This window comes from Ralstonia sp. TCR112, assembly GCF_007997035.1.
GTDB lineage: Bacteria > Pseudomonadota > Gammaproteobacteria > Burkholderiales > Burkholderiaceae > Ralstonia > Ralstonia edaphi.
This window is the reverse complement of record NZ_VOSS01000074.1, coordinates 12644-32785: the sequence shown is the minus strand read 5'-3', so window position 1 is coordinate 32785 and position 20142 is coordinate 12644. Positions and strand designations below refer to the sequence as shown.

Below are 20142 nucleotides of genomic sequence, written 5' to 3'. Positions count from 1 at the left end.
GTTCGTGGTGCTGTGGTTCACCTTCAGCTACCTGCCGATCGCGCACATGGTCTGGTTCTGGCCGGGTCCGGATGGTTTCACGGATGCAAAGGCTGCTGAAGCAATGACTGCCAAGTCGGGCTGGCTGTTCCAGAAGGGCGCGCTGGACTTTGCGGGCGGCACCGTCGTGCACATCAACGCCGCTGTGGCCGGTCTGGTGGGTGCATTCCTGTTCGGTAAGCGCATCGGCTTTGGTCGTGAGGCGCTCAAGCCGCACAGCCTGACGCTGACGATGGTCGGTGCCTCGCTGCTGTGGTTCGGCTGGTTCGGTTTCAACGCCGGTTCGGCCCTGGAAGCCAACGGCAGCGCCGCGCTGGCCTTCGTCAACACGTTGCTGGCCACCGCCGCTGCCGTGCTGTCGTGGAGCTTCGGCGAGTGGTTCGGCAAGAGCAAGCCGTCGATGCTGGGTGCTGCATCGGGCGCGGTGGCTGGCCTGGTCGCCATCACCCCGGCTGCCGGCTTTGTCGGCCCGATGGGTTCGATCGCGCTCGGCATCATCGCCGGCCTGCTGTGCCTGTGGGGCGTGAATGGCCTCAAGCGCATGCTGGGCATGGACGACACGCTTGACGTCTTCGGTGTGCACGGCGTGGGCGGTATCCTCGGCGCGCTGCTGACCGGCGTGTTCGCGGCACCGAGCCTGGGCGGCACGGGCATCTACGACTATGTCGCCAACAAGGTGGCCGATGACTACTCGATCGGCGGCCAGCTGTGGATTCAGTTCCAGGGCGTGGCGACCACGGTGATCTGGTCCGCAGTCGTGGCGTTCATCTCTTACAAGATCGTCGATGCCATTGTTGGCCTGCGCGTGCCGGAAGAAGAGGAGCGCGAAGGCCTGGACATCACGTCCCACGGCGAAACCGCCTACGAAGACTGATCGTCTGCACCATCTTGCAAAAGACCCGGCTGTGCGCCGGGTTTTTTGTTTCACCGCCCCTGAGCCGGACGCCCTTAAGTCCGATGTAAAAAACCTTCAATTGCCTCTCGTTATGCGGGCGCTTACATTGCAGACGTGGTTTCCTCCACCTGCAGAACGCTCCCCGTATCTGTCAGGCTATTCCCCAAGCGCGGCAGCCCCGCGCTTTTTTTTTGCCCGCTTTTTTTGTGTGGCCTGCTGCACTGCCGCACTACGCCTCTTGCGAATCTTCCTTCCTGACCGCATATCGATAGCCCGCTGTCGTCTGCAAGCTATTGCCTGTTCCTCTACAATCGGAGTGGGCGATAAATAACATCAATAGGAAGGGTATGGTTCCGCACTTGATCACCGCGCTGAACGGGCCGCTGCTGGAGCTCGAGCAGAAGATTCTTGACGCCACGCCCGCCATCGAACGCTGGTTCCGCCTGGAGTGGCAGGAACACACGCCGCCGTTCTACTGTTCCGTCGATTTGCGCAACGCCGGCTTCAAGCTGGCGCCTGTCGACACGAACCTGTTTCCGGGCGGCTTCAACAACCTAGCGCCCGAGATGCTGCCCCTGGCCGTCCAGGCCGCCATGGCCGCGATCGAGAAGATCTGCCCGGACGCCAAGAACCTCCTGCTGATCCCCGAGCGCCACACGCGCAACATGTTCTATCTGCAGAACGTCGCGCGCCTGTCGCAGATCATGCGTCAAGCCGGCTTGAATGTGCGCCTGGGGTCGCTCTCCGAGGACATCACCGAGCCGACGCCGATCGATTTGCCGGATGGGCAGCGCCTGGTCGTCGAGCCTATCAAGCGCATCGGCACCAAGGGCCGTCGCCTGGGCATGGAAGACTTCGACCCTTGCTCGATCCTGCTGAACAACGATCTGTCAGCCGGCGTGCCGCCCATCCTCGAGAACCTCAACGAACAATATCTGCTGCCCCCGCTGCACGCTGGCTGGTCGCAGCGTCGCAAGACCAACCACTTTGCTGCTTACGACGAAGTGGCCAAGAAGTTCGCCAAGCTGATCGACATTGACCCGTGGATGGTCAACCCGTACTTCACCAAGTGCAGTGGACTGGACTTCCATGAGCGCGCCGGCGAGGAAGAACTCGCCCATGCGGTGGAGACGGTGCTGAAGAAAACCGCCAAGAAGTACAAGGAGTACGGCGTGACCGAGACGCCGTACGTGGTGGTCAAGGCCGACGCCGGCACCTATGGCATGGGCGTGATGACCGTGCGCGATCCTTCCGAGGTCAAGGGCCTCAACCGGAAGGAGCGCAACAAGATGAGCGTGGTCAAGGAGGGCCTGGAGGTCTCCGAAGTGATCGTGCAGGAAGGCGTGCACACCTTCGAGAAGATCAACGAAGCAGTCGCCGAGCCCGTCGTGTACATGATCGACCGCTATGTGGTTGGCGGTTTCTACCGGGTTCACACGGGCCGCGGCGTGGACGAGAATCTGAATGCGCCGGGCATGCATTTCGTGCCGCTGCCGTTTGCGTCGAATTCCCTGCCGGACAGCCATGCCAAGCCCGGCGCGGGCGAGCCGAACCGCTTCTACATGTACGGCGTGGTGGCGCGCCTGGCGCTGTTGGCTGCGTCGCTCGAGCTTGAGAAGACCGACCCGAACCCGCTGATCTGATCGGCCATAAAACGCTGTAGAAGGAACCGCCATGCGCATCCTGTTCATCGTCGATCCGCTGTCGACGTTCAAGACCTACAAGGATTCCACCTTCGCGATGATGCGCGAGGCGGCGGCGCGCGGCTATGCCATCTACACGTGCCTGCAGTCACAGCTCACGCTGGCGAACAACGTGGTCGAAACGGTTGCCACGCCGATCGCCCTGACCGGCGATGAGCACGACTGGTATCGCGCCGGCGATGCGCGCCTGCTGCCGCTGACGGGCTTTGACGCGGTGCTCATGCGCAAGGACCCGCCGTTCGACATGGAGTACGTCACCAGCACGTGGCTGCTGGAGATCGCCGAGCGCCAGGGCGCGCGGGTCTTCAACAAGCCGCAGGCGATTCGCGACCATTCGGAGAAGCTCGCCATCGCGCAGTTCCGCGAGTTCACCGTGCCGACCATCGTGTCGCGCGATGCCAAGCGCCTGCGTGAATTCCACGCCGAGCAAGGCGACGTCATCTTCAAGCCGCTCGACGGCATGGGCGGCGCCGGTATCTTCCGCGTGGGCCCGGACGGCATGAATCTCGGAGCAGTGATCGAGTCGCTGACCGACAACGGCGCCCGCACGATCATGGCTCAGCAGTACATCCCTGCCATCCGTGAAGGCGACAAACGCATCCTGCTCATCGGCGGTTCGCCGGTGCCGCATTCGCTGGCGCGCGTGCCGATGGCCGGTGAGGTCCGGGGCAATCTGGCTGCCGGTGGTACGGGCAAGGCGCAGCCGCTGTCCGAGCGCGACCATGTGATTGCACATGCACTTGCGCCGGTGCTGTGGCAACGCGGTCTGCTGCTCGTCGGCCTGGATGTCATTGGGGATTACCTCACCGAGGTCAACGTTACGAGTCCGACGTGCTTCCAGGAAATCACGCAGCAGACGGGCTTTAACGTGGCTGGGATGTTCATCGACGCGCTGGAGCGCGCCGCAGGCAAGACAAGCGGGCTGGGACGCAAGCCCGCCTAAAAGGGCGGCGTGGCCCCTCCGCCGAGGGTCCTCCACAAGGGGGAGATCCGGCGCGCGGCTGCACAATTGCGCCAAATGGCCCTGATACAATCGGCGCTACACCGATTCGCTTTTCGATCATGGCAGGGATTCTCATCATCGCTCATGCGCCGCTGGCCAGCGCACTGCGCGATTGCGCTGCACACGTCTATTGCGGTCAGCCCGAACGGCTGGGCGCAATCGATGTCCTGCCTGATGCCGAGCCGGCCGCCGTGCTGGCCCAGGCGCGCGACAAGCTCGCCGAACTCATTGAAGCCAACGGCGCACTGGTGCTGACCGACATCTTCGGGGCGACGCCCGCCAATATCGCCTCGCGCCTGGCCGATCCGGGCCGCGTGCGCGTGCTGGCCGGCGTGAACCTGCCGATGCTCGTGCGCGCCATCTGCTATCGCTCCGAAAAACTCGAACAACTTGCCGCCAAGGCCCTGGCCGGCGGCGCGCAAGGCGTACTGCAGGTCGGCTCGACAGCCGTTCAGAACCAGGTTGCCAACCATCCGGACAAATATGCTGCAGAGGGATATCACCATCATCAATAAGCTCGGGCTGCATGCCCGCGCCTCCGCCAAACTCACGCAGCTCGCCAGCAAGTTCGACAGCCAGATCAAGATGTCGCGCAACGGCCGTCAGGTCGACGCCAAGAGCATCATGGGCGTGATGATGTTGGCTGCGGGCATCGGCTCCACCGTCACGCTGGAGATCGACGGGCCCGACGAGCACGACGCCATGGATGGTCTCGTCGCGCTCATCAACGATCGCTTCGGCGAAGGCGAATAACCCGCTCGACACACTTCACTTCAACGCCGCTCCGGCCAGCGTCTATGCCTTTTACCCTGCACGGTATTCCGGTCTCGCGCGGCATCTCCATCGGCCGCGCCCACATGCTGGCGCGTGCGGCGCTCGATGTGTCGCATTACCTCGTCGATGAAGACAAGCTCGACGCCGAGGTCGAGCGCCTGCGCAATGCCCGCGCCACCGTGCGTGCCGAACTGGCCGCACTCAAGCGTGACCTGCCTACCGACGTGCCCGAAGAGATGGGCGCCTTCCTCGATGTGCACGCGATGATTCTGGACGACGCGTTGCTCTCGCAGGTGCCCGAGACGCTGATTCGCCAGCGACGCTACAACGCAGAGTGGGCGCTCACAACGCAGCTTGAAGAACTGATCCGCCAGTTCGGCGAAATCGAAGACGAATACCTGCGCGAGCGCAAGGCCGATATCGAGCAGGTGGTAGAACGCATTCTGAAAGTGCTCGCCGGTGCGCCCGCGCTGGCGCCCGCGCCGGTGGCGGTCGGCTGCGATCCGGACGCCGGCATGATCGTCGTCGCGCACGATATTGCGCCGGCCGACATGCTGCAGTTCCGCGGTCAGACCTTCGCCGGCTTCGTGACCGATCTCGGCGGTCGCACCTCGCATACCGCCATCGTGGCGCGCAGCCTCGACATTCCGGCCGCCGTGGGCGTACACAACGCGAGCACGCTGATTCGTCAGGACGACATCGTCGTCATCGACGGCGACAACGGCATCGTCATTGTCGATCCGAACACATCCATCCTCGAGGAATACCGCCATCGCCGCAGCGAAGGCGAGCTGCAGAAGAAGCGCCTCGAGCGCCTGCGCCATACGCCCACCGTCACGCTCGACGGTACGCAGATCGACCTTCAGGCAAACATCGAAATGCCGGAAGACGCGGCCGCTGCCGTCAAAGCCGGCGCCGTGGGCGTGGGCCTGTTCCGCTCCGAATTCCTCTTCATGAACCGTCGTGGCGCGCTGCCCGACGAGGAAGAGCAGTTCCGCGCCTACCGCACTGCCGTTGAGTCGATGATGGGCCTGCCCGTCACCATCCGCACCATCGACATTGGTGCCGACAAGCCGCTGGACATCCGCGACGACGTGTTCGAGACCGCGCCCAATCCGGCGCTGGGTTTGCGTGCGATCCGCTGGTCGCTGTCGGAACCGGCGATGTTCCTGACGCAGTTGCGTGCGCTGCTGCGGGCGTCGGCATTTGGGCCGATCAAGATTCTCGTGCCGATGTTGGCGCACGCCCGCGAGATCGACCAGACGCTGGAATTGCTGGCGCGCGCCAAGGCTTCGCTCGACGCCGACGGCCTGGCCTATGATCCCGGCATCAAAGTCGGCGCCATGATCGAGATTCCGGCCGCCGTGCTGATCCTGCCGGTGTTCCTGCGCCGCATGGATTTTCTCTCGATCGGCACGAACGACCTGATCCAATACACGCTCGCCATCGACCGCGCCGACAACGCGGTCGCCCATCTGTACGACCCGCTGCATCCGGCGGTGCTGCAATTGATCGCACGCACCATCCGTGAGGCGCATCAGGCCGGCAAACCAGTCTCGGTGTGCGGGGAGATGGCAGGTGACGCCTCGATGACACGTCTGCTGCTCGGCATGGGACTCACCGAATTCTCGATGCATCCGTCCCAGTTGCTGAGCGTCAAACAGCAGATTCTGCGCGCGGACCGTCCCCGTCTGATGCGGGAGGCGGAGCGCCTGCTGCATGCCTGCGAACCGGCGGAAATCGAACAGGCGCTCGGCGCGCTGGCGCGGGCCTGATCCACGCGTCTCGGAAGCGTCGGTCGCTTCAAGTGTCGCACCGGCGCATCGCCCTCCCTAGGCGCGGTTCCTCTACAAGTGATTGAAATTTCACGTCTTTCCTGAGAAAGGCGGCTCCCGTGCACCTGCATGACCCTCCGACTGGAATGGGGTCGAACAAGAATTGTTCTCATTCCCATTCTCTGTTATTCTGGTTTAACAGCGCGCGTTTTGAGCGCTGCGGAGGAATCCCGTGTACGTCTGCATCTGCAACCAAGTGACCGACCGCGAAATCCATGGCGCCGCCCGTCTGGGCGTGTCGACGATGGACGAACTCGCCGAAACGCTCGGCGTGGGCACGTGCTGCGGACAATGTCGGGACTGCGCCAAGCAGGTGCTCGCCGAAGCGGTGAGCTGTGTCCCCGTCGATCAAATCTTGGGCCGTGCCAGCACGCATGCCATAATCGAGCGTCGCGACGAGCCCGTCGCCAATGATCAGGCCATCGCGGCCGGTGCATTGGCAGCCTGATTTCCCCCTTTTTCGTGTCGCCGCGAATTGCCGCCCAGGCGCTGAGCCTCGGCGGCATTTGTTGCTTTCTGGTCAGGTACTGGGCTCGTCTTGAAAGGACGCGTGCGCGCGTCCATCACCGCAGTTGCACTTTGCTGGAGCCCCAAGAATGAAAGGCGATAAGAAGGTCATCCAATATCTGAACGCCCAGCTCAAGAACGAGCTGACCGCCATCAACCAGTATTTCCTCCACGCGCGCATGTACGGCCACTGGGGGCTCAAGCGCATTGGCGACCACGAATACAAGGAGTCGATCGGCGAAATGAAGCATGCCGATCGCCTGATCGAGCGCATCCTGATGCTTGACGGCCTGCCCAACCTGCAGGACCTCGGCAAGATCTTCATCGGCCAGGACACGAAAGAGATCATCGAGTGCGACCTGAAACTGGAACGCGCCGCACACGGCACCGTGGTCGAGGGCATCGCTTACTGCGAGTCGGTCAAGGACTACGTCAGCCGCGAAATTCTGGTCGACATCCTGGACGACACCGAAGAGCACATCGACTGGCTGGAAACGCAGCTTGAGCTGATCGACAAGGTGGGCATCCAGAATTACCTGCAATCGCAGATGGAGCCCGAGGGCGAGTAAGTCTCGTCAGGCGGTAAAAAAGGAGGAGGCCGCGGCCTCCTTTTTTGTTGTGCGTGTTCGGCCGTCTCAGCGCCCGCCGCCACAGACGGGGCATGACGGCTGGCGCGCGATGCGCATCGTCGTCCATTCCATCGATAGGCCATCGAGCATCAGCAGGCGACCAACAAGCGACTGGCCGACGCGCGCGATCAGCTTCAGCGCCTCGGCAGCCTGTACCGTACCCACCATGCCTACCAGCGGCGAGAACACGCCCATCGTTGCGCACGCGACGTCGGGTGCGGGCTCGTCAGGCGGGAACAGACATGCGTAGCAGGGGCCGCCGGCGCGGCTGTCAAATACGCTGATCTGCCCGTCAAAACGGATGGCGGCGCCCGACACCAGCGGCACCCCAGCCCGCACGCTGGCAAGGTTGGTGGCCTGGCGCGTGCTGAAGTTATCGGAGCAGTCCAGCACTACGCTTACGCCTTGAAGCAGCGCGCCGATCGCATCCGCATCGAGCCGGCGCTGCAAGGCGTGCACGCGCACGCCCGGATTCAGCCGAGCGATGGCCGCTTGTGCGGATGCCACCTTCGGTTGTCCGACCGATTCCGTTGTGTGGATGATCTGGCGCTGTAGATTCGTCAAGTCCACCGTGTCGTCGTCGACGATGGTGAGCGTGCCCACGCCGGCCGCAGCCAGATAGGGCAGGGCCGCGGCGCCAAGCCCGCCCGCACCGATGACGAGTACATGGCTCTCAAGCAGGCGCGTTTGCCCTTCGATGCCGATTTCGTCGAGCAGGATATGGCGTGAGTAGCGCAGCAGTTGATCGTCGTTCATGGCGGGGCAATGAAAAAGGCCGTGCAGTGCACGGCCTCGTAAGTTTGCCAGCGTTTGCCGGCAGGTGTCTTAACGGGCGCCGGTCGGTTCCGGCGCAGGCTGCACGCCGCTCGCAGGAACATTGGGCTTCGGTGCGGCCGGTTCGGAAGCCGGCGCGGCCTTGCCCTTGGGCAGCTTGGCCGGGGCGCTCGATTCCTTGGCCGCCGGCGACTTCACCGCCTTGTCCGGTACCGCGGCCGCCGCGGCTTCCAACACCGACTTCGAGCGCTTGACCGGCTGACCCTTCAGGTCGGCGATGGCCTGTTGCAGCATGAAGTCTTCGGCCGAACCGAACTCGATCGGCTTCTTGTTGCGTTCCTTCTCGCGCTGCTCGGGCGTCTTCTTCGCGTTTTCTTCTTCCAGGCGACGCAGCTCTTCAACGCGGCGCTTTTCGCGCTCGGTCATCTCGGCTTCTTCCGATTCCTGCTTGTTGTGCAGGTGGCGTTCGGTGTCGATTTCGCGCGTGATCAGTGCATCGTCCGGGTCGCCGTCCGGGTTCTGGTCAACCGGAATATCCGGGCGGATGCCCTTGGCCTGGATCGACTTGCCCGACGGCGTGTAGTAGTACGCGATGGTCAGCTTGATGCCGGTGTCGTTCGACAGCGGACGCACCGTCTGCACCGAACCCTTGCCGAAGGTCGTCTTGCCCATCGTTTTGGCGCGGTGGTGATCCTGCAGGGCGCCAGCCACGATCTCCGACGCCGAAGCCGTGTAGGCGTTGGTCAGCACGATGATCGGCACGGTCTTGAATTCGGGGTCCAGGCCCGCCAGCGGATCGGAATCGAAGTTGCTCAAGCGGTAGTTGGCGAAGGTCGCCTTGTACGTGCGCTTGGCATCCGGCACTTGGCCGTTGGTCGACACCACTGTCACGTCCGGCGGCAGGAAGGCAGCCGACACGCCAACCGCCGCCTGCAGCACGCCGCCGCCGTTGTTGCGCAGATCCAGAATCAGGCCCTTGAGGTGGGCGTCCTGCTTGGCCAGGTCATTGAGCTTCTTGGCCAGGTCCGGCACGGTGCGTTCCTGGAAGCTCGTAATGCGCACCCAGGCGATGCCGTTGTCCAGCATCTTGGCCTTGACCGACTGCACCTGGATCTCGGCGCGGGTGATGGTCAGCGGGAACGTGCGCTCTTCCTTCTTGCGATAGATCGTGAGCGTGACCTTGGTGCCCGGCGCGCCGCGCATGCGCTTGACGGCTTGCTCGAGCGGCATGCCGCGCACGGGTTTGTCGTCGATGCGGGTAATCAGGTCGCCCGGCTGCACGCCCGCGCGGAAGGCGGGGGTGTCTTCGATCGGGTTGATGACCTTGACCAGGCCCTCTTCCTGCGAGATCTCGATGCCCAGACCGGCGAAGCGGCCCTGGGTCCCTTCCTGCAGCTCCTGGAAGTCTTTCTTGTCCAGGTAGGCCGAATGCGGATCGAGGCTGGCGACCATGCCCTTGATGGCTTCGGTCAGCAGCTTGTCGTCGTCCACCGGCTCGACATACTCGCGCTTGATCTGGCCAAAGATGTCCGCCATGAGCCTGAGTTTCTCCAGCGGAAGCGGCCCGACCGTCGCGTTTTGCGCGGTGGCGGAGAGCTGGAGCGTCGCCAGCACCCCGGTGACGAGGCCGATGGCGATCAAGCTGATGTTCTTGAGCGAAGTTCGCATGTGTCGAGCGTGGACGTGGGAACAGTAGATAAACATGGCCCGGGACGGCTCGCGCACATCCCGGGCTACAGGCTTCGACAGTATAAAGGCGTTGGAGTGCCGCAGCGCCCGTTACGGTTTATTTCGACTTGCCTTGGCTGGCCACCGCCGCGAGCGACGCGGCAATCGCTTCCTGATCGCCCAGGTAGTAATGGCGGATCGGCTTGAGGTTGGCGTCCAGCTCATACACAAGCGGCGTGCCGTTGGGAATGTTCAGACCGACGATGTCCGCGTCGGAAATGCCGTCCAGGTACTTCACCAGCGCGCGGATGCTGTTGCCGTGCGCAGCGATCACCACGCGCTTGCCGCTCTTGATGGCCGGTGCAATCGATTCTTCCCACAGCGGCATCACGCGTGCGACGGTGTCCTTCAGGCATTCGGTCAGGGGCACTTGCTCGCGCGTGAGGCCCGCATAACGCGGGTTGCCGAAGGCGTCGTTGTCGGCCCCGGGTTCGAGCGCGGGCGGCGGCGTGTCGTAGCTGCGGCGCCAGACGAGGACTTGCTCGTCGCCATACTGCGCGGCGGTTTCGGCCTTGTTCAGGCCCGACAGCGCGCCGTAGTGACGCTCGTTCAGGCGCCATTCGTTGCGGGTCGGGATCCACATCAGGTCCATTTCATCCTGCACATGCCACAGCGTGCGGATCGCGCGCTTGAGCACCGAGGTGTAGGCCAGATCGAACGTGAAGCCGGCTTCGCGCAGCAGTTTGCCGCCTTGGCGGGCCTGGGCGACGCCCGTGTCGGTCAGGTCGACGTCGACCCAGCCGGTGAAACGGTTCTCCAGATTCCACGTCGATTCGCCGTGGCGGATGAGGACGAGCTTGTGCATGACTGCCATGATGAGAAGTGAGAAAACCTGCGGGCGGCTGGCGGCGTGGACGCGTCGTACGTCATCGTGCAGCCGCGGAAACCGACTATTTTATAATGCCGCGGGCATTGGGCCGCCGAATCGTTCGGCTGATGCTTGCCACTAGACTTGCCCGACCATCCCAGGAAACCGATACCGTGAAGTTCTTCGCCGATTACAACAACCTCGCACTGCTTGCCGTCGCCATCGTTTCGGGCCTGCTGCTGCTCTGGGCGCCCATCCAGCGCCGCATCGCGGGCGGTGGTGGCGCCAAGGTGAGTGCCTCGGCGGCCACCCAGCTCATCAATCGCCGCAATGCCGTGGTGGTGGATGTGCGCGAAAGCGGAGAGTACGCCTCCGGCCATCTTCCGCAAGCCAAGCATGCGCCGCTCGGGGAGCTGGAAGGCAAGGCGTCCGGGCTTGCAAAGAACAAAGAGACCCCCATCATCCTCGTATGCCAGACCGGCCAGCGCGCTGGGCGGGCCCAAGCAGTCCTGAAGCAGGCCGGTTACAGTGAGGTGTATTCGCTCGAGGGCGGATTGGCCGCCTGGCAACAAGCCGGCCTTCCGGTTGTGAAATAAAGAAACGAGGTTGAAGTTATGGCGCACGTGGTCATGTACAGCACCACCGTCTGCCCCTATTGCGTGGCAGCGGAACGACTCCTGAAGCAGCGCGGTGTCGAGCAGATCGAGAAGATCCTGATCGATCGCGAACCCGGCAAGCGCGAAGAGATGATGACGCGCACGAACCGCCGCACGGTCCCGCAGATTTATATCGACGAGCGCCACATCGGCGGCTTCGACGATCTGTCTGCGCTCGACCGCGAAGGTGGCTTGGTTCCGTTGCTGGCTGCGTGATCCGGCGGCTCTGTCTCGCGCCTGCGCACCGCACGAAAACGCCCGGCTCAGCCCGGGCGTTGTACTTTTGGTCCGGCGCTCATAGCGGGCACCATTGGGTCATGTACCATACGCGTCTTGCGCGGCGGACGCTTCCGCCAAGCACTGACCACATTCCATTTGAAGGCGAGTCATGAGCGACCAGCAACAGCAGCAACCGGGCCAGGATGGCCAGCCGTTCTTCAACATCCAGCGCGTCTATCTGAAGGACCTGTCGCTGGAACAACCGAACTCGCCGCACATCTTCCTCGAGCAGGAACAGCCGTCCGTCGAAGTGCAGGTCGACGTGGCCGCTTCGCAGCTGGCCGAAGGCGTGTTTGAAGTGACCGTCATCGGTACCGTGACGACCAAGGTGCAAGAGAAGGTCGCGTTCCTGGTGGAAGCCAAGCAAGCGGGCATCTTCGATATCCGCAACGTGCCGGCCGAACAGATGGACCCGCTGCTGGGCATCGCCTGCCCGACCATCGTGTACCCGTACCTGCGCTCGAACATTGCCGACACCATCGGCCGTGCCGGCTTCCAGCCGATCCACCTGGCCGAGATCAACTTCCAGGCGCTGTACGAACAACGCCTGGCCGCTGCCATGGAGCAGCAAGGCCAAGCCGGCGGCGCTGGTCTGGTGATGCCGGACGGCTCGCAGGCCACGCACTAAGTACGAGGCGCACTGCGCCAAAGGCCCGCGCCAGCCGCACGCTTGCGCGGGCTTTTTTTTTTTGCCCGACCTGCTGCTAGACCTTTGCCTGACCGATGTTGAACACGCGCATGCGAATTTCCGTTTTGGGTGCCGGTGCCTGGGGCACTGCCCTGGCCAGCCACGCCGCGCAATCGCACGACGTCGTGCTGTGGGGGCGTGACGCGAACCTCGTCACGCAGATGGCCGCCACGCACATCAACGCGCCGTATTTGCCAGGCATGACGCTGCAGGCATCGTTGCGTTTTTCTGCTGATTTGCAAGCCGCGCTCGACCATGCGGCGGGCGATGATGCGCTTGCCGTCATCGCTTCACCCGTTGCCGGGCTCGCCGACCTGACCCGCACGATTGCGGCACACGGCGGCGTGCGCAACGTGATCTGGCTATGCAAGGGTTTCGACCCTGAGACCAGCGCATTGCCGCACGCCATCGTCGCCGATGTGCTGAAGGCGTCGGGCCGTACCGACCTCGCTGTCGGTGTTCTGTCGGGGCCGAGCTTCGCCAAGGAAGTCGCGCAGGGGCTGCCGTGCGCCATGACGGTCGCCTCGACCAGCGAGGCGCTATGCAAGCTCACGCAGCGCGGCTTTCACCATCACGCGATGCGCGTGTACGCCAGCGATGACCTCGTCGGCGTGGAAGTGGGTGGTGCCGTCAAGAACGTTCTGGCCATCGCGACAGGCGCCGCCGATGGCCTCGGCCTGGGGCTGAACGCGCGCGCCGCACTGGTGACGCGCGGGCTGGCCGAGATGACGCGCCTGGGCTTGGCGCTCGGCGGTCGACCCGAAACCTTCATGGGGCTGACCGGCATGGGCGACCTGCTGCTGACTGCCACCGGCGACCTGTCACGCAACCGCACGGTCGGGATGCAGCTCGCGCAGGGCCGCACGCTGGACGACATCCTTCACAGCCTGGGTCACGTTGCAGAGGGCGTGCGTTGCGCGCGGGCGGTGGCGGCGCTTGCGCGCGCCAAGGGCGTGGATATGCCGATTACCTTTACCGTCTGCGAAGTCCTGTTCGAAGGGCTTGCTGCTGCGAAAGCGGTCGAGCGTCTGCTGCAGCGCGACGCCAAATCCGAATCGGCGCGCTAGCCACGCCGCAATCGGCCCGCGCGTCTGGATCAGGCGCCGCCCGCGAAGCCGTTCTGCCGCCACGCTTCGAACACCACCACCGCCACCGTGTTCGATAGATTCAGGCTGCGGTTGTCCGGCCGCATCGGCAGGCGAATCCGCTGCGAAGCGGGAAACCATTCGCGCCGCTCTTCCGACAACCCGCGCGTTTCCGAACCGAACACGAACCAGTCGCCCGGCTGGAACGCCATGCTGGCAAACGGCGTCGAGCCGCGCGTGGTGAGCGCGAACATGCGCGCGGGATCGGGCTGCGCATCGCGCAGAAAGGCGTCCCAATCGGCATGCACGCGCATCGTCGCGTACTCGTGGTAATCGAGGCCGGCGCGGCGCATGCGGGCATCTTCGAGCGGAAAACCCAACGGTTCAATCAGATGCAGTTGCGCGCCCGTGTTGGCGCACAGGCGGATCACATTGCCGGTATTGGGCGGGATTTCGGGTTCGACAAGGACGACGTTGAACATGACCGGGCGGCAGGAGGAATTCGGCGGCGAGCTTATCCACATTGGGAAGGGTTGTCACCCCGCCACAGCTTGGCACAGTTGGCGCGACACAATGTCGCATAAGCACGTGATCAAGGCGTGCGCAAGGCGACCACGTTGGTGACGCGGGTGGCGCCGGCGCGTTTGAGTTGTGTGGCGATCTCGCCGAGGGTCGTGCCGGTGGTCATCACATCATCGACCACGCCGATGTGACGCCCCGCGATGCGCGCCGGCTTGGCAACGACAAATGCGCCGTGGAGGTTGGCCAGCCGCTCGGCCCGATCCAGCGTGGCCTGCGCAACGTTATCGCGCACACGATGCAGGGCGCCGGCGTGGGCGGGAATGTCCAATCGGCAGGCGATCCTGCGGGCAACCTCCCACGCCTGGTTGTAGCCGCGCGAGCGCAGGCGGGCGGGTGACAGCGGCACTGGCAGCAGCACGTCGGGCAAGTCGCCCGGCGCCGCTGCCAGGGCGTGACCCAGTTGGTCTGCCAGCCAATCCGCCAATGGCAATTGCGCCCGAAATTTCAATCCGGTGACAAGGTGATCGAGCGGCCAGGCGTAGTCGGCAATGACGACGGTCGCATCAAAGTCGGGCGCGCCGGCCGAACACGCGCGGCAATGCCGGGCGACGTGCGGGGCGTCCAGTGCAATGGCGCATTGGATGCAGCGCCGCCTGTGCAGATGCGGCGCCAGGTCGCCCGTGCAACCGTTGCAGACCAAGTCGCCCTGAACCGCGCCGCAAAGCGCGCAGGCGCACGGCAGCAAATGGCGCAGTCCGGCCCGAAACCATGCCGATAACGTGTGTTTGTGCATGCAAAAAGCCGCTATCCAAGCCGATTTGCGGCTTCTGCGCTATCAGACGGCGCCTCAAACTGCGGGCCGGTATACTTGGCGACCGCAGTGTCCCGCCCCGCCTTGTCGATGTCCGATCCCGTCCTTGCTCGCCCTGCCGCCTTGCGGCGCGCCTTCGATCGCCGCGCCGCGCGTTTCGCCGACGTGGATTTTTTGCTGCGCGAAGTGGGCAGTCGCATGCAGGACCGGCTGTCCTACATCAAGGCCACGCCTGCCCGCGCGCTGGACCTGGGTTGCGGCCTGGGACAAGGCTTGGCGGTGCTGCGCGCGCAATATCCGGATGCGCAGATCTGCGGGGTGGACTGGTCGTCCGCCATGCTGGCGCAAGCCCAGAAACTCGATCCGCAACGCACCGACGCCGGGTGGCTCGGCAGGCTGCTGAAGAAGCGCCCGGTCTTTGATTTCGCCCAGGCGGATTTCCGAGCGCTGCCCTTTGCCGGCGCGTCGTTCGACCTGCTGTGGTCGAACCTGGCGCTGCACTGGGACCCGGCGCCGCACGCGATCTTTCCCGAATGGCACCGCATCACCACGGAAGGTGGTCTGCTGATGTTCAGCCTGTTCGGCCCCGACACCTTGCGCGAGCTGCGCAGCGCCCTGGCCGGCATCGACGCGGGCATCCATACGCTGCGCTTTGTCGACATGCATGACATTGGCGACATGCTGGTGCATAGCCGCTGGTCCACGCCCGTCATGGACATGGAGCAGATCACGATCACCTACGAAACGCCGCAGGCGTTGCTGGCCGATGTGCATTTGCTGGGTGGCATGGCCGGCTTGACGGACGACGCCGGCCGCAGTCTCGCAGGCGCCGGCCTGCACACGCCCCGCTGGCGCCAGCGACTATTCGACGCACTCGATGCGCAGCGCAATCCCGACGGGGTGATTCCGCTCACCTTCGAAATCGTTTACGGCCATGCCTGGAAGCTTGCGCCGACCCAGCGGCAGCCGCTGGACGACCAGGGACGGGCGATGATCCCGATCGATCAGATCGGTCGCAAACCGCGCGCCTGAAGCGCTTTTAATGCGGCAACGGCATTGACTGCACCTTGTCAAGCCGGGACTTGCATAAAGGCGCTTTGCCTTGTTTGGGGTCAATCGCGGCCATATAATGCGCCAGTTTGTCGCAGCAGCAGTCCCCCAAAGGCCTATCCCGTTTTTGCCACGGGCGAACCGTTCGGGTATGCATCCGAGGCAGGAGTGGTTCAATGCACGACATTGAAACCGCGTTCCACCCAGCATGCGGCGCCTCCACCATCTCGGAATCGCCGCGCGAGAACTGGCTCATGAAGCGAAACTGCTCGCTTTCAACCCGCCAGATTGGCTGGTTCACTCCCTTGGTCGTCATTCCCCCGTTCGTCATCGCTTGGTTTTCTGCTTGGCAAGGCGCGTTTGGTGCTGCCTGATGCGGGGCTGGAGGTCGCGATTCTCGGATGGGCATTGCTGTACTATGCCCGCCACGCCTCCGATTACGGGCACGTCTGGCTGGAGAAGATGGCGCGCTCGCAGTCCAGCAGGTGAGCGTCTGGCGGCGCAAGCTTGTGGACGAGCTTTCCCGGTGTTTGAGACACGGGCAACCAACCCAGGTCTCATGAGCCGCGCACCGGGGCAGAGTGGAATCTGTCAATTGGGTAGATAAAAAATGAAAATGTTGAATAAGACATTGGCAAGTTTGCTGGCGGCAGGCTCTCTCCTCGCCCTCAGTCAAACGGCCCTGGCAGTGGAAGACATGCCGGGCGGCCCCGCAGTGCGGCAGCTCAATCTCGCGCCCCCGGTCACCAAGATCGCTGCCGAGATCCATTGGCTGCACTGGATGATGCTGATCATCTGTATCGTGATCTTCATCGGTGTTTTCGGGGTGATGTTCTACTCCATTTTCAAGCACCGTAAGTCGGTCGGCCACAAGCCTGCGACGTTCCACGAAAGCACCACGGTTGAAATCATCTGGACCATCGTGCCGTTCCTGATCGTGATCGGGATGGCGCTGCCGGCTACCAAGGCCGTGGTCGCCATGAAGGACACCACCAATTCCGACCTCACCATCAAGGCCACCGGCTACCAGTGGAAGTGGGGTTACGACTACCTGAAGGGCGAAGGCGAGGGCATCTCGTTCCTGTCCACGCTGACCACGCCCCGCGACCAGATCAACAACCAGGCGCCCAAGAGCACCACGTACCTGATCGAAGTCGACAACGAGCTGGTCGTGCCGGTCAACCGCAAGGTGCGCATCGTCACCACTGCCAACGACGTGATCCACTCGTGGATGATCCCGGCGTTTGGCGTGAAGCAGGATGCGATTCCGGGCTTCGTGCGCGACGCATGGTTCAAGGCAGAGAAGGTGGGCGTCTATCGCGGCCAGTGCGCTGAACTGTGCGGCAAGGAACACGCCTTCATGCCGATCGTTGTGCGCGTGCTCTCGCAGGATGACTACACCAAGTGGGTCGACGGCAAGAAGAAGGAAATGGTCGCCAAGGCCGATGACCCGAACAAGACCTACACGCTGGACGAGCTGAAGTCGCGCGGCGAGAAGGTCTATACCGCCAACTGCGCGGTCTGCCACCAGCCGAACGGCAAGGGCGGTGGCCCGTTCCCGGCGCTGGATGGCTCGAAGATCGCCAATGGCCCGCTGGCCGACCACGTTGGCATCGTGCTGCACGGCAAGGGCGCGATGCCGCCCTGGGCTTCGGCACTGAACGATGTCGAAATCGCTGCCGTCGTCACTTACGAGCGCAACAACTGGGGCAACCATACCGGTGACCTGCTGCAGCCGACGCAAGTGAAGGATGCGCGCGGCGGCAAGATGCCCGAAGGCGGGGCCGCCAAGACTGCTGCAACTGAATCCGCCGGTAAGGTGGCGTCCAAACAAGCGAATGCGGCCGAAGACCGCAACGCTGGCTGATTGATCGTCTGCGTGACGAACCGAACCTAGGAGTTCCTCGATGAGCACCGCTGTTACGCACCCGCAAGATCACGCGCACGGTCATGGAGACGACCACGCGCACGACCATCCGCACGGCTGGCGCCGTTGGCTGTTCGCGACCAACCATAAGGACATCGGTACGCTGTACCTGCTGTTCTCTTTCATGATGCTGCTCTCGGGCGGCACGCTGGCCCTGCTGATCCGCCTTGAGCTGTTCCAGCCCGGCCTGCAGTTCTTCCACCCGGAGCTGTTCAACCAGTTCACCACGCTGCACGGCCTGATCATGGTGTTCGGCGCCATCATGCCGGCCTTCGTGGGGTTCGCGAACTGGATGATCCCGCTGCAGGTGGGGGCCTCCGACATGGCCTTCGCGCGGATGAACAACTTCAGCTTCTGGCTGCTGCCGCCTGCGGCACTGCTGCTGGTGGGCTCGTTCTTCGCACCGGGCGGTGCCACGGCGGCCGGCTGGACGCTCTACGCGCCGCTGTCGGTCCAGATGGGCCCCGGCATGGACATGGCGATCTTCGCAGTCCACATCATGGGTGCATCTTCCATCATGGGCGCGATCAACATCATCGTGACCATCCTGAACATGCGCGCGCCCGGCATGACGCTGATGAAGATGCCGATGTTCTGCTGGACGTGGCTGATCACGGCGTACCTGCTGATCGCTGTGATGCCGGTGCTGGCAGGCGCGATCACCATGGTGCTGACCGACCGCCACTTCGGCACGAGCTTCTTCTCGGCAGCCGGCGGCGGCGACCCGGTGATGTACCAGCACATCTTCTGGTTCTTCGGGCACCCCGAGGTGTACATCATGATCTTGCCGGCGTTCGGTATCGTCAGCCAGATCGTGCCGGCCTTCGCGCGCAAGCCGCTGTTCGGCTACAGCTCGATGGTGTACGCCACCGCGTCGATCGCCATCCTGTCGTTCATCGTGTGGGCGCACCACATGTTCACGACGGGCATGCCTGTGACGGGCCAGCTGTTCTTCATGTACGCGACGATGCTGATCGCGGTGCCGACCGGCGTGAAGATCTTCAACTGGGTGGCCACGATGTGGCGCGGCTCGATGACGTTCGAGACGCCGATGCTGTTCGCGATCGGCTTCATCTTCGTGTTCACGGTGGGCGGCTTCACGGGCCTGATCCTGGCCGTGGCCCCGATCGACATCCAGCTGCAGGACACCTACTACGTGGTGGCGCACTTCCACTACGTTCTGGTGGCCGGTTCGCTGTTCGCGCTGTTCGCAGGCTTCTACTACTGGGGTCCGAAATGGTCGGGCTACATGTACAGCGAAACGCGCGGCAAGATCCACTTCTGGGGTTCGATGATCACCTTCAACCTCACGTTCTTCCCGATGCACTTCCTGGGCCTGGCGGGCATGCCGCGCCGCTATGCGGATTACCCGCAGCAGTTCGCTGATTTCAACGCGATCGCGTCGATTGGCGCACTGGGTTTCGGCCTGATGCAGGTGTATTTCTTCTTCTTCGTGGTGCTGCCGTCGTACCGCGGTGGCGAGAAGGCCGCCGACAAGCCGTGGGATGGCGCGGAAGGCCTGGAGTGGACCGTGCCGTCGCCGGCGCCGTTCCACACCTTTGAAGAACCGCCGCATGTGAAGTAATGCAGGTGTCGCGGGGCAGGCGAGTGCCGGCCCCGCGGTCCTCCGGACAACGATGTCGAATCCAGAAAAAAGCCCAACGCCCGAGCAACGCGCAGCCAACCGTCGCCTGGGGTTCATCCTCGGCACGATCGCGTTGGTCTTCTTTCTGGGTGTGATTTTCAAGCGCGTGGTGTTCGGCGGCTAGCCGGGCAAGCGATGCGCTGGTCGCTGAACCGAGATTTCGCGAGACCTCTATGAGCCAGACACCGGCGCAGCCGGATCCGACCCAAAACGACAAAGCGCTGGAGCGCGGCCTGAACCGCTCGATGCTCGGCAAGCTGGCCGTCGTGGTCGTGATCATGTTTGGCTTCGGCTACGCGATGGTGCCGCTGTACAAGAAGATCTGCGAGATCACGAACATCAACGTGCTCAACACGCGCGATGAAGACGGCGGCGCGCTGCGCAACTCGCAGGTCGACAAGACGCGCACGATCACGGTGGAATTCGATTCGAACAGCCAGGGGCCGTTCCGCTTCCGCCCGGTCAAGAACAGCATGGATGTACACCCGGGCGAGATCAGCCAGATCGTCTACGAGGTGGTGAACAAGGAGGGGCGTACGGTGGAGGCCCAGGCCATCCCGAGTTACGCGCCCAAGCAGGCAACCGAGTTCTTCAAGAAGATCGAGTGTTTCTGTTTCAAGCAGCAGACGCTGACGGCCAACGAATCGCGCGAGATGCCGGTGGTGTTTGTGATTGATCCGGATCTTCCCAAGGACGTGAAAACGATCACCTTGTCCTACACTTTCTTTGAAATCCACGCGCCGTCGGTCATTGCGCCGGCGATGCCGAACAAGGGAACGTGAGG

General features: G+C 63.5%; 22 protein-coding genes and 1 pseudogene. 18 read left to right on the top strand and 5 right to left on the bottom strand.

What is annotated here, in order from left to right:
• From FUT88_RS17000 to bfr, 8 genes and pseudogenes are all read left to right on the top strand, one after another.
• A pseudogene (locus FUT88_RS17000) lies at nucleotides 1-913 on the top strand (ammonia channel protein); the annotation flags it as partial.
• A gap of 368 nt (nucleotides 914-1281) precedes the next feature.
• Entirely contained in the window at nucleotides 1282-2577 is a 1296-nt protein-coding gene (gene gshA, locus FUT88_RS16995; protein WP_147216852.1) for a glutamate--cysteine ligase, read from the top strand.
• Between the two features lie 31 nt (nucleotides 2578-2608).
• Nucleotides 2609-3580, top strand: coding sequence for a glutathione synthase (gene gshB, locus FUT88_RS16990; protein ID WP_027678361.1), 972 nt, complete (start codon nucleotides 2609-2611; stop codon nucleotides 3578-3580).
• A gap of 119 nt (nucleotides 3581-3699) precedes the next feature.
• Nucleotides 3700-4155, top strand: coding sequence for a PTS sugar transporter subunit IIA (locus FUT88_RS16985; protein ID WP_027678360.1), 456 nt, complete (start codon nucleotides 3700-3702; stop codon nucleotides 4153-4155).
• Nucleotides 4124-4393, top strand: coding sequence for an HPr family phosphocarrier protein (locus tag FUT88_RS16980; protein ID WP_004637085.1), 270 nt, complete (start codon nucleotides 4124-4126; stop codon nucleotides 4391-4393). The genes FUT88_RS16985 and FUT88_RS16980 overlap by 32 nt, the downstream gene beginning before the upstream one ends.
• A gap of 44 nt (nucleotides 4394-4437) precedes the next feature.
• Complete coding sequence (gene ptsP / locus FUT88_RS16975) at nucleotides 4438-6189, top strand: phosphoenolpyruvate--protein phosphotransferase (protein ID WP_147216850.1); 1752 nt, start codon at nucleotides 4438-4440, stop codon at nucleotides 6187-6189.
• A 232-nt stretch (nucleotides 6190-6421) separates the two neighbouring features.
• Nucleotides 6422-6697, top strand: a complete 276-nt coding sequence (locus FUT88_RS16970; RefSeq protein ID WP_147216848.1) for a bacterioferritin-associated ferredoxin — start codon at nucleotides 6422-6424, stop codon at nucleotides 6695-6697.
• A 148-nt stretch (nucleotides 6698-6845) separates the two neighbouring features.
• Complete coding sequence (gene bfr / locus FUT88_RS16965) at nucleotides 6846-7325, top strand: bacterioferritin (protein ID WP_004637092.1); 480 nt, start codon at nucleotides 6846-6848, stop codon at nucleotides 7323-7325.
• A gap of 66 nt (nucleotides 7326-7391) precedes the next feature.
• On the opposite strand, the gene FUT88_RS16960 is transcribed toward bfr, so the two are convergent.
• From FUT88_RS16960 to gpmA, 3 genes are all read right to left on the bottom strand, one after another.
• Nucleotides 7392-8141, bottom strand: coding sequence for a HesA/MoeB/ThiF family protein (locus tag FUT88_RS16960; RefSeq protein ID WP_147216846.1), 750 nt, complete (start codon nucleotides 8139-8141; stop codon nucleotides 7392-7394).
• Between the two features lie 69 nt (nucleotides 8142-8210).
• Nucleotides 8211-9827, bottom strand: coding sequence for a S41 family peptidase (locus tag FUT88_RS16955; RefSeq protein WP_147216844.1), 1617 nt, complete (start codon nucleotides 9825-9827; stop codon nucleotides 8211-8213).
• 118 nt (nucleotides 9828-9945) lie between these two features.
• A complete protein-coding gene (gene gpmA / locus FUT88_RS16950) occupies nucleotides 9946-10692 on the bottom strand; it encodes a 2,3-diphosphoglycerate-dependent phosphoglycerate mutase (protein WP_024542061.1) in 747 nt (248 codons plus the stop codon).
• Between the two features lie 176 nt (nucleotides 10693-10868).
• On the opposite strand from gpmA, the gene FUT88_RS16945 reads away from it, so the two are divergent.
• The 4 genes from FUT88_RS16945 (at nucleotide 10869) to FUT88_RS16930 (ending at nucleotide 13385) form a co-directional block, all read left to right on the top strand.
• Nucleotides 10869-11291, top strand: a complete 423-nt coding sequence (locus tag FUT88_RS16945; protein WP_147216842.1) for a rhodanese-like domain-containing protein — start codon at nucleotides 10869-10871, stop codon at nucleotides 11289-11291.
• Nucleotides 11292-11309: 18 nt separating this feature from the next.
• Complete coding sequence (grxC, locus tag FUT88_RS16940; RefSeq protein ID WP_004633497.1) at nucleotides 11310-11567, top strand: glutaredoxin 3; 258 nt, start codon at nucleotides 11310-11312, stop codon at nucleotides 11565-11567.
• Nucleotides 11568-11739: 172 nt separating this feature from the next.
• Entirely contained in the window at nucleotides 11740-12258 is a 519-nt protein-coding gene (secB, locus tag FUT88_RS16935) for a protein-export chaperone SecB (protein WP_027678352.1), read from the top strand.
• 110 nt (nucleotides 12259-12368) lie between these two features.
• The gene (locus tag FUT88_RS16930) at nucleotides 12369-13385 is read left to right on the top strand and encodes an NAD(P)H-dependent glycerol-3-phosphate dehydrogenase (protein ID WP_147216840.1); all 1017 of its coding nucleotides are present in this window, start codon (nucleotides 12369-12371) and stop codon (nucleotides 13383-13385) included.
• Between the two features lie 29 nt (nucleotides 13386-13414).
• On the opposite strand, the gene trmL is transcribed toward FUT88_RS16930, so the two are convergent.
• Nucleotides 13415-13885, bottom strand: a complete 471-nt coding sequence (gene trmL / locus FUT88_RS16925; protein WP_027678350.1) for a tRNA (uridine(34)/cytosine(34)/5-carboxymethylaminomethyluridine(34)-2'-O)-methyltransferase TrmL — start codon at nucleotides 13883-13885, stop codon at nucleotides 13415-13417.
• Between the two features lie 110 nt (nucleotides 13886-13995).
• Nucleotides 13996-14718, bottom strand: a complete 723-nt coding sequence (locus FUT88_RS16920) for a ComF family protein (protein WP_147216838.1) — start codon at nucleotides 14716-14718, stop codon at nucleotides 13996-13998.
• Between the two features lie 108 nt (nucleotides 14719-14826).
• Here FUT88_RS16920 and FUT88_RS16915 point away from each other — a divergent pair, with 108 nt between their 5' ends.
• The 6 genes from FUT88_RS16915 to FUT88_RS16895 all read left to right on the top strand — a co-directional run bounded on the left by FUT88_RS16915 (nucleotide 14827) and on the right by FUT88_RS16895 (nucleotide 20140).
• Nucleotides 14827-15768: a methyltransferase domain-containing protein gene (locus FUT88_RS16915; protein ID WP_147216836.1), complete on the top strand. Its 942-nt coding sequence runs from the start codon at nucleotides 14827-14829 to the stop codon at nucleotides 15766-15768.
• A gap of 194 nt (nucleotides 15769-15962) precedes the next feature.
• Nucleotides 15963-16160 carry a hypothetical protein gene (locus FUT88_RS26810; protein WP_261797198.1) on the top strand — a complete coding sequence of 66 codons (198 nt, stop codon included), beginning with the start codon at nucleotides 15963-15965 and terminating at the stop codon, nucleotides 16158-16160.
• 236 nt (nucleotides 16161-16396) lie between these two features.
• Nucleotides 16397-17653, top strand: a complete 1257-nt coding sequence (coxB, locus tag FUT88_RS16905) for a cytochrome c oxidase subunit II (protein ID WP_147216834.1) — start codon at nucleotides 16397-16399, stop codon at nucleotides 17651-17653.
• A gap of 40 nt (nucleotides 17654-17693) precedes the next feature.
• A complete protein-coding gene (gene ctaD, locus FUT88_RS16900) occupies nucleotides 17694-19298 on the top strand; it encodes a cytochrome c oxidase subunit I (RefSeq protein ID WP_102064424.1) in 1605 nt (534 codons plus the stop codon).
• Nucleotides 19299-19350: 52 nt separating this feature from the next.
• Nucleotides 19351-19482, top strand: a complete 132-nt coding sequence (locus tag FUT88_RS26450) for a cytochrome oxidase small assembly protein (RefSeq protein WP_012761055.1) — start codon at nucleotides 19351-19353, stop codon at nucleotides 19480-19482.
• A gap of 49 nt (nucleotides 19483-19531) precedes the next feature.
• Entirely contained in the window at nucleotides 19532-20140 is a 609-nt protein-coding gene (locus FUT88_RS16895) for a cytochrome c oxidase assembly protein (RefSeq protein WP_027678344.1), read from the top strand.
• The last annotated feature ends 2 nt before the right edge of the window (nucleotides 20141-20142 follow it).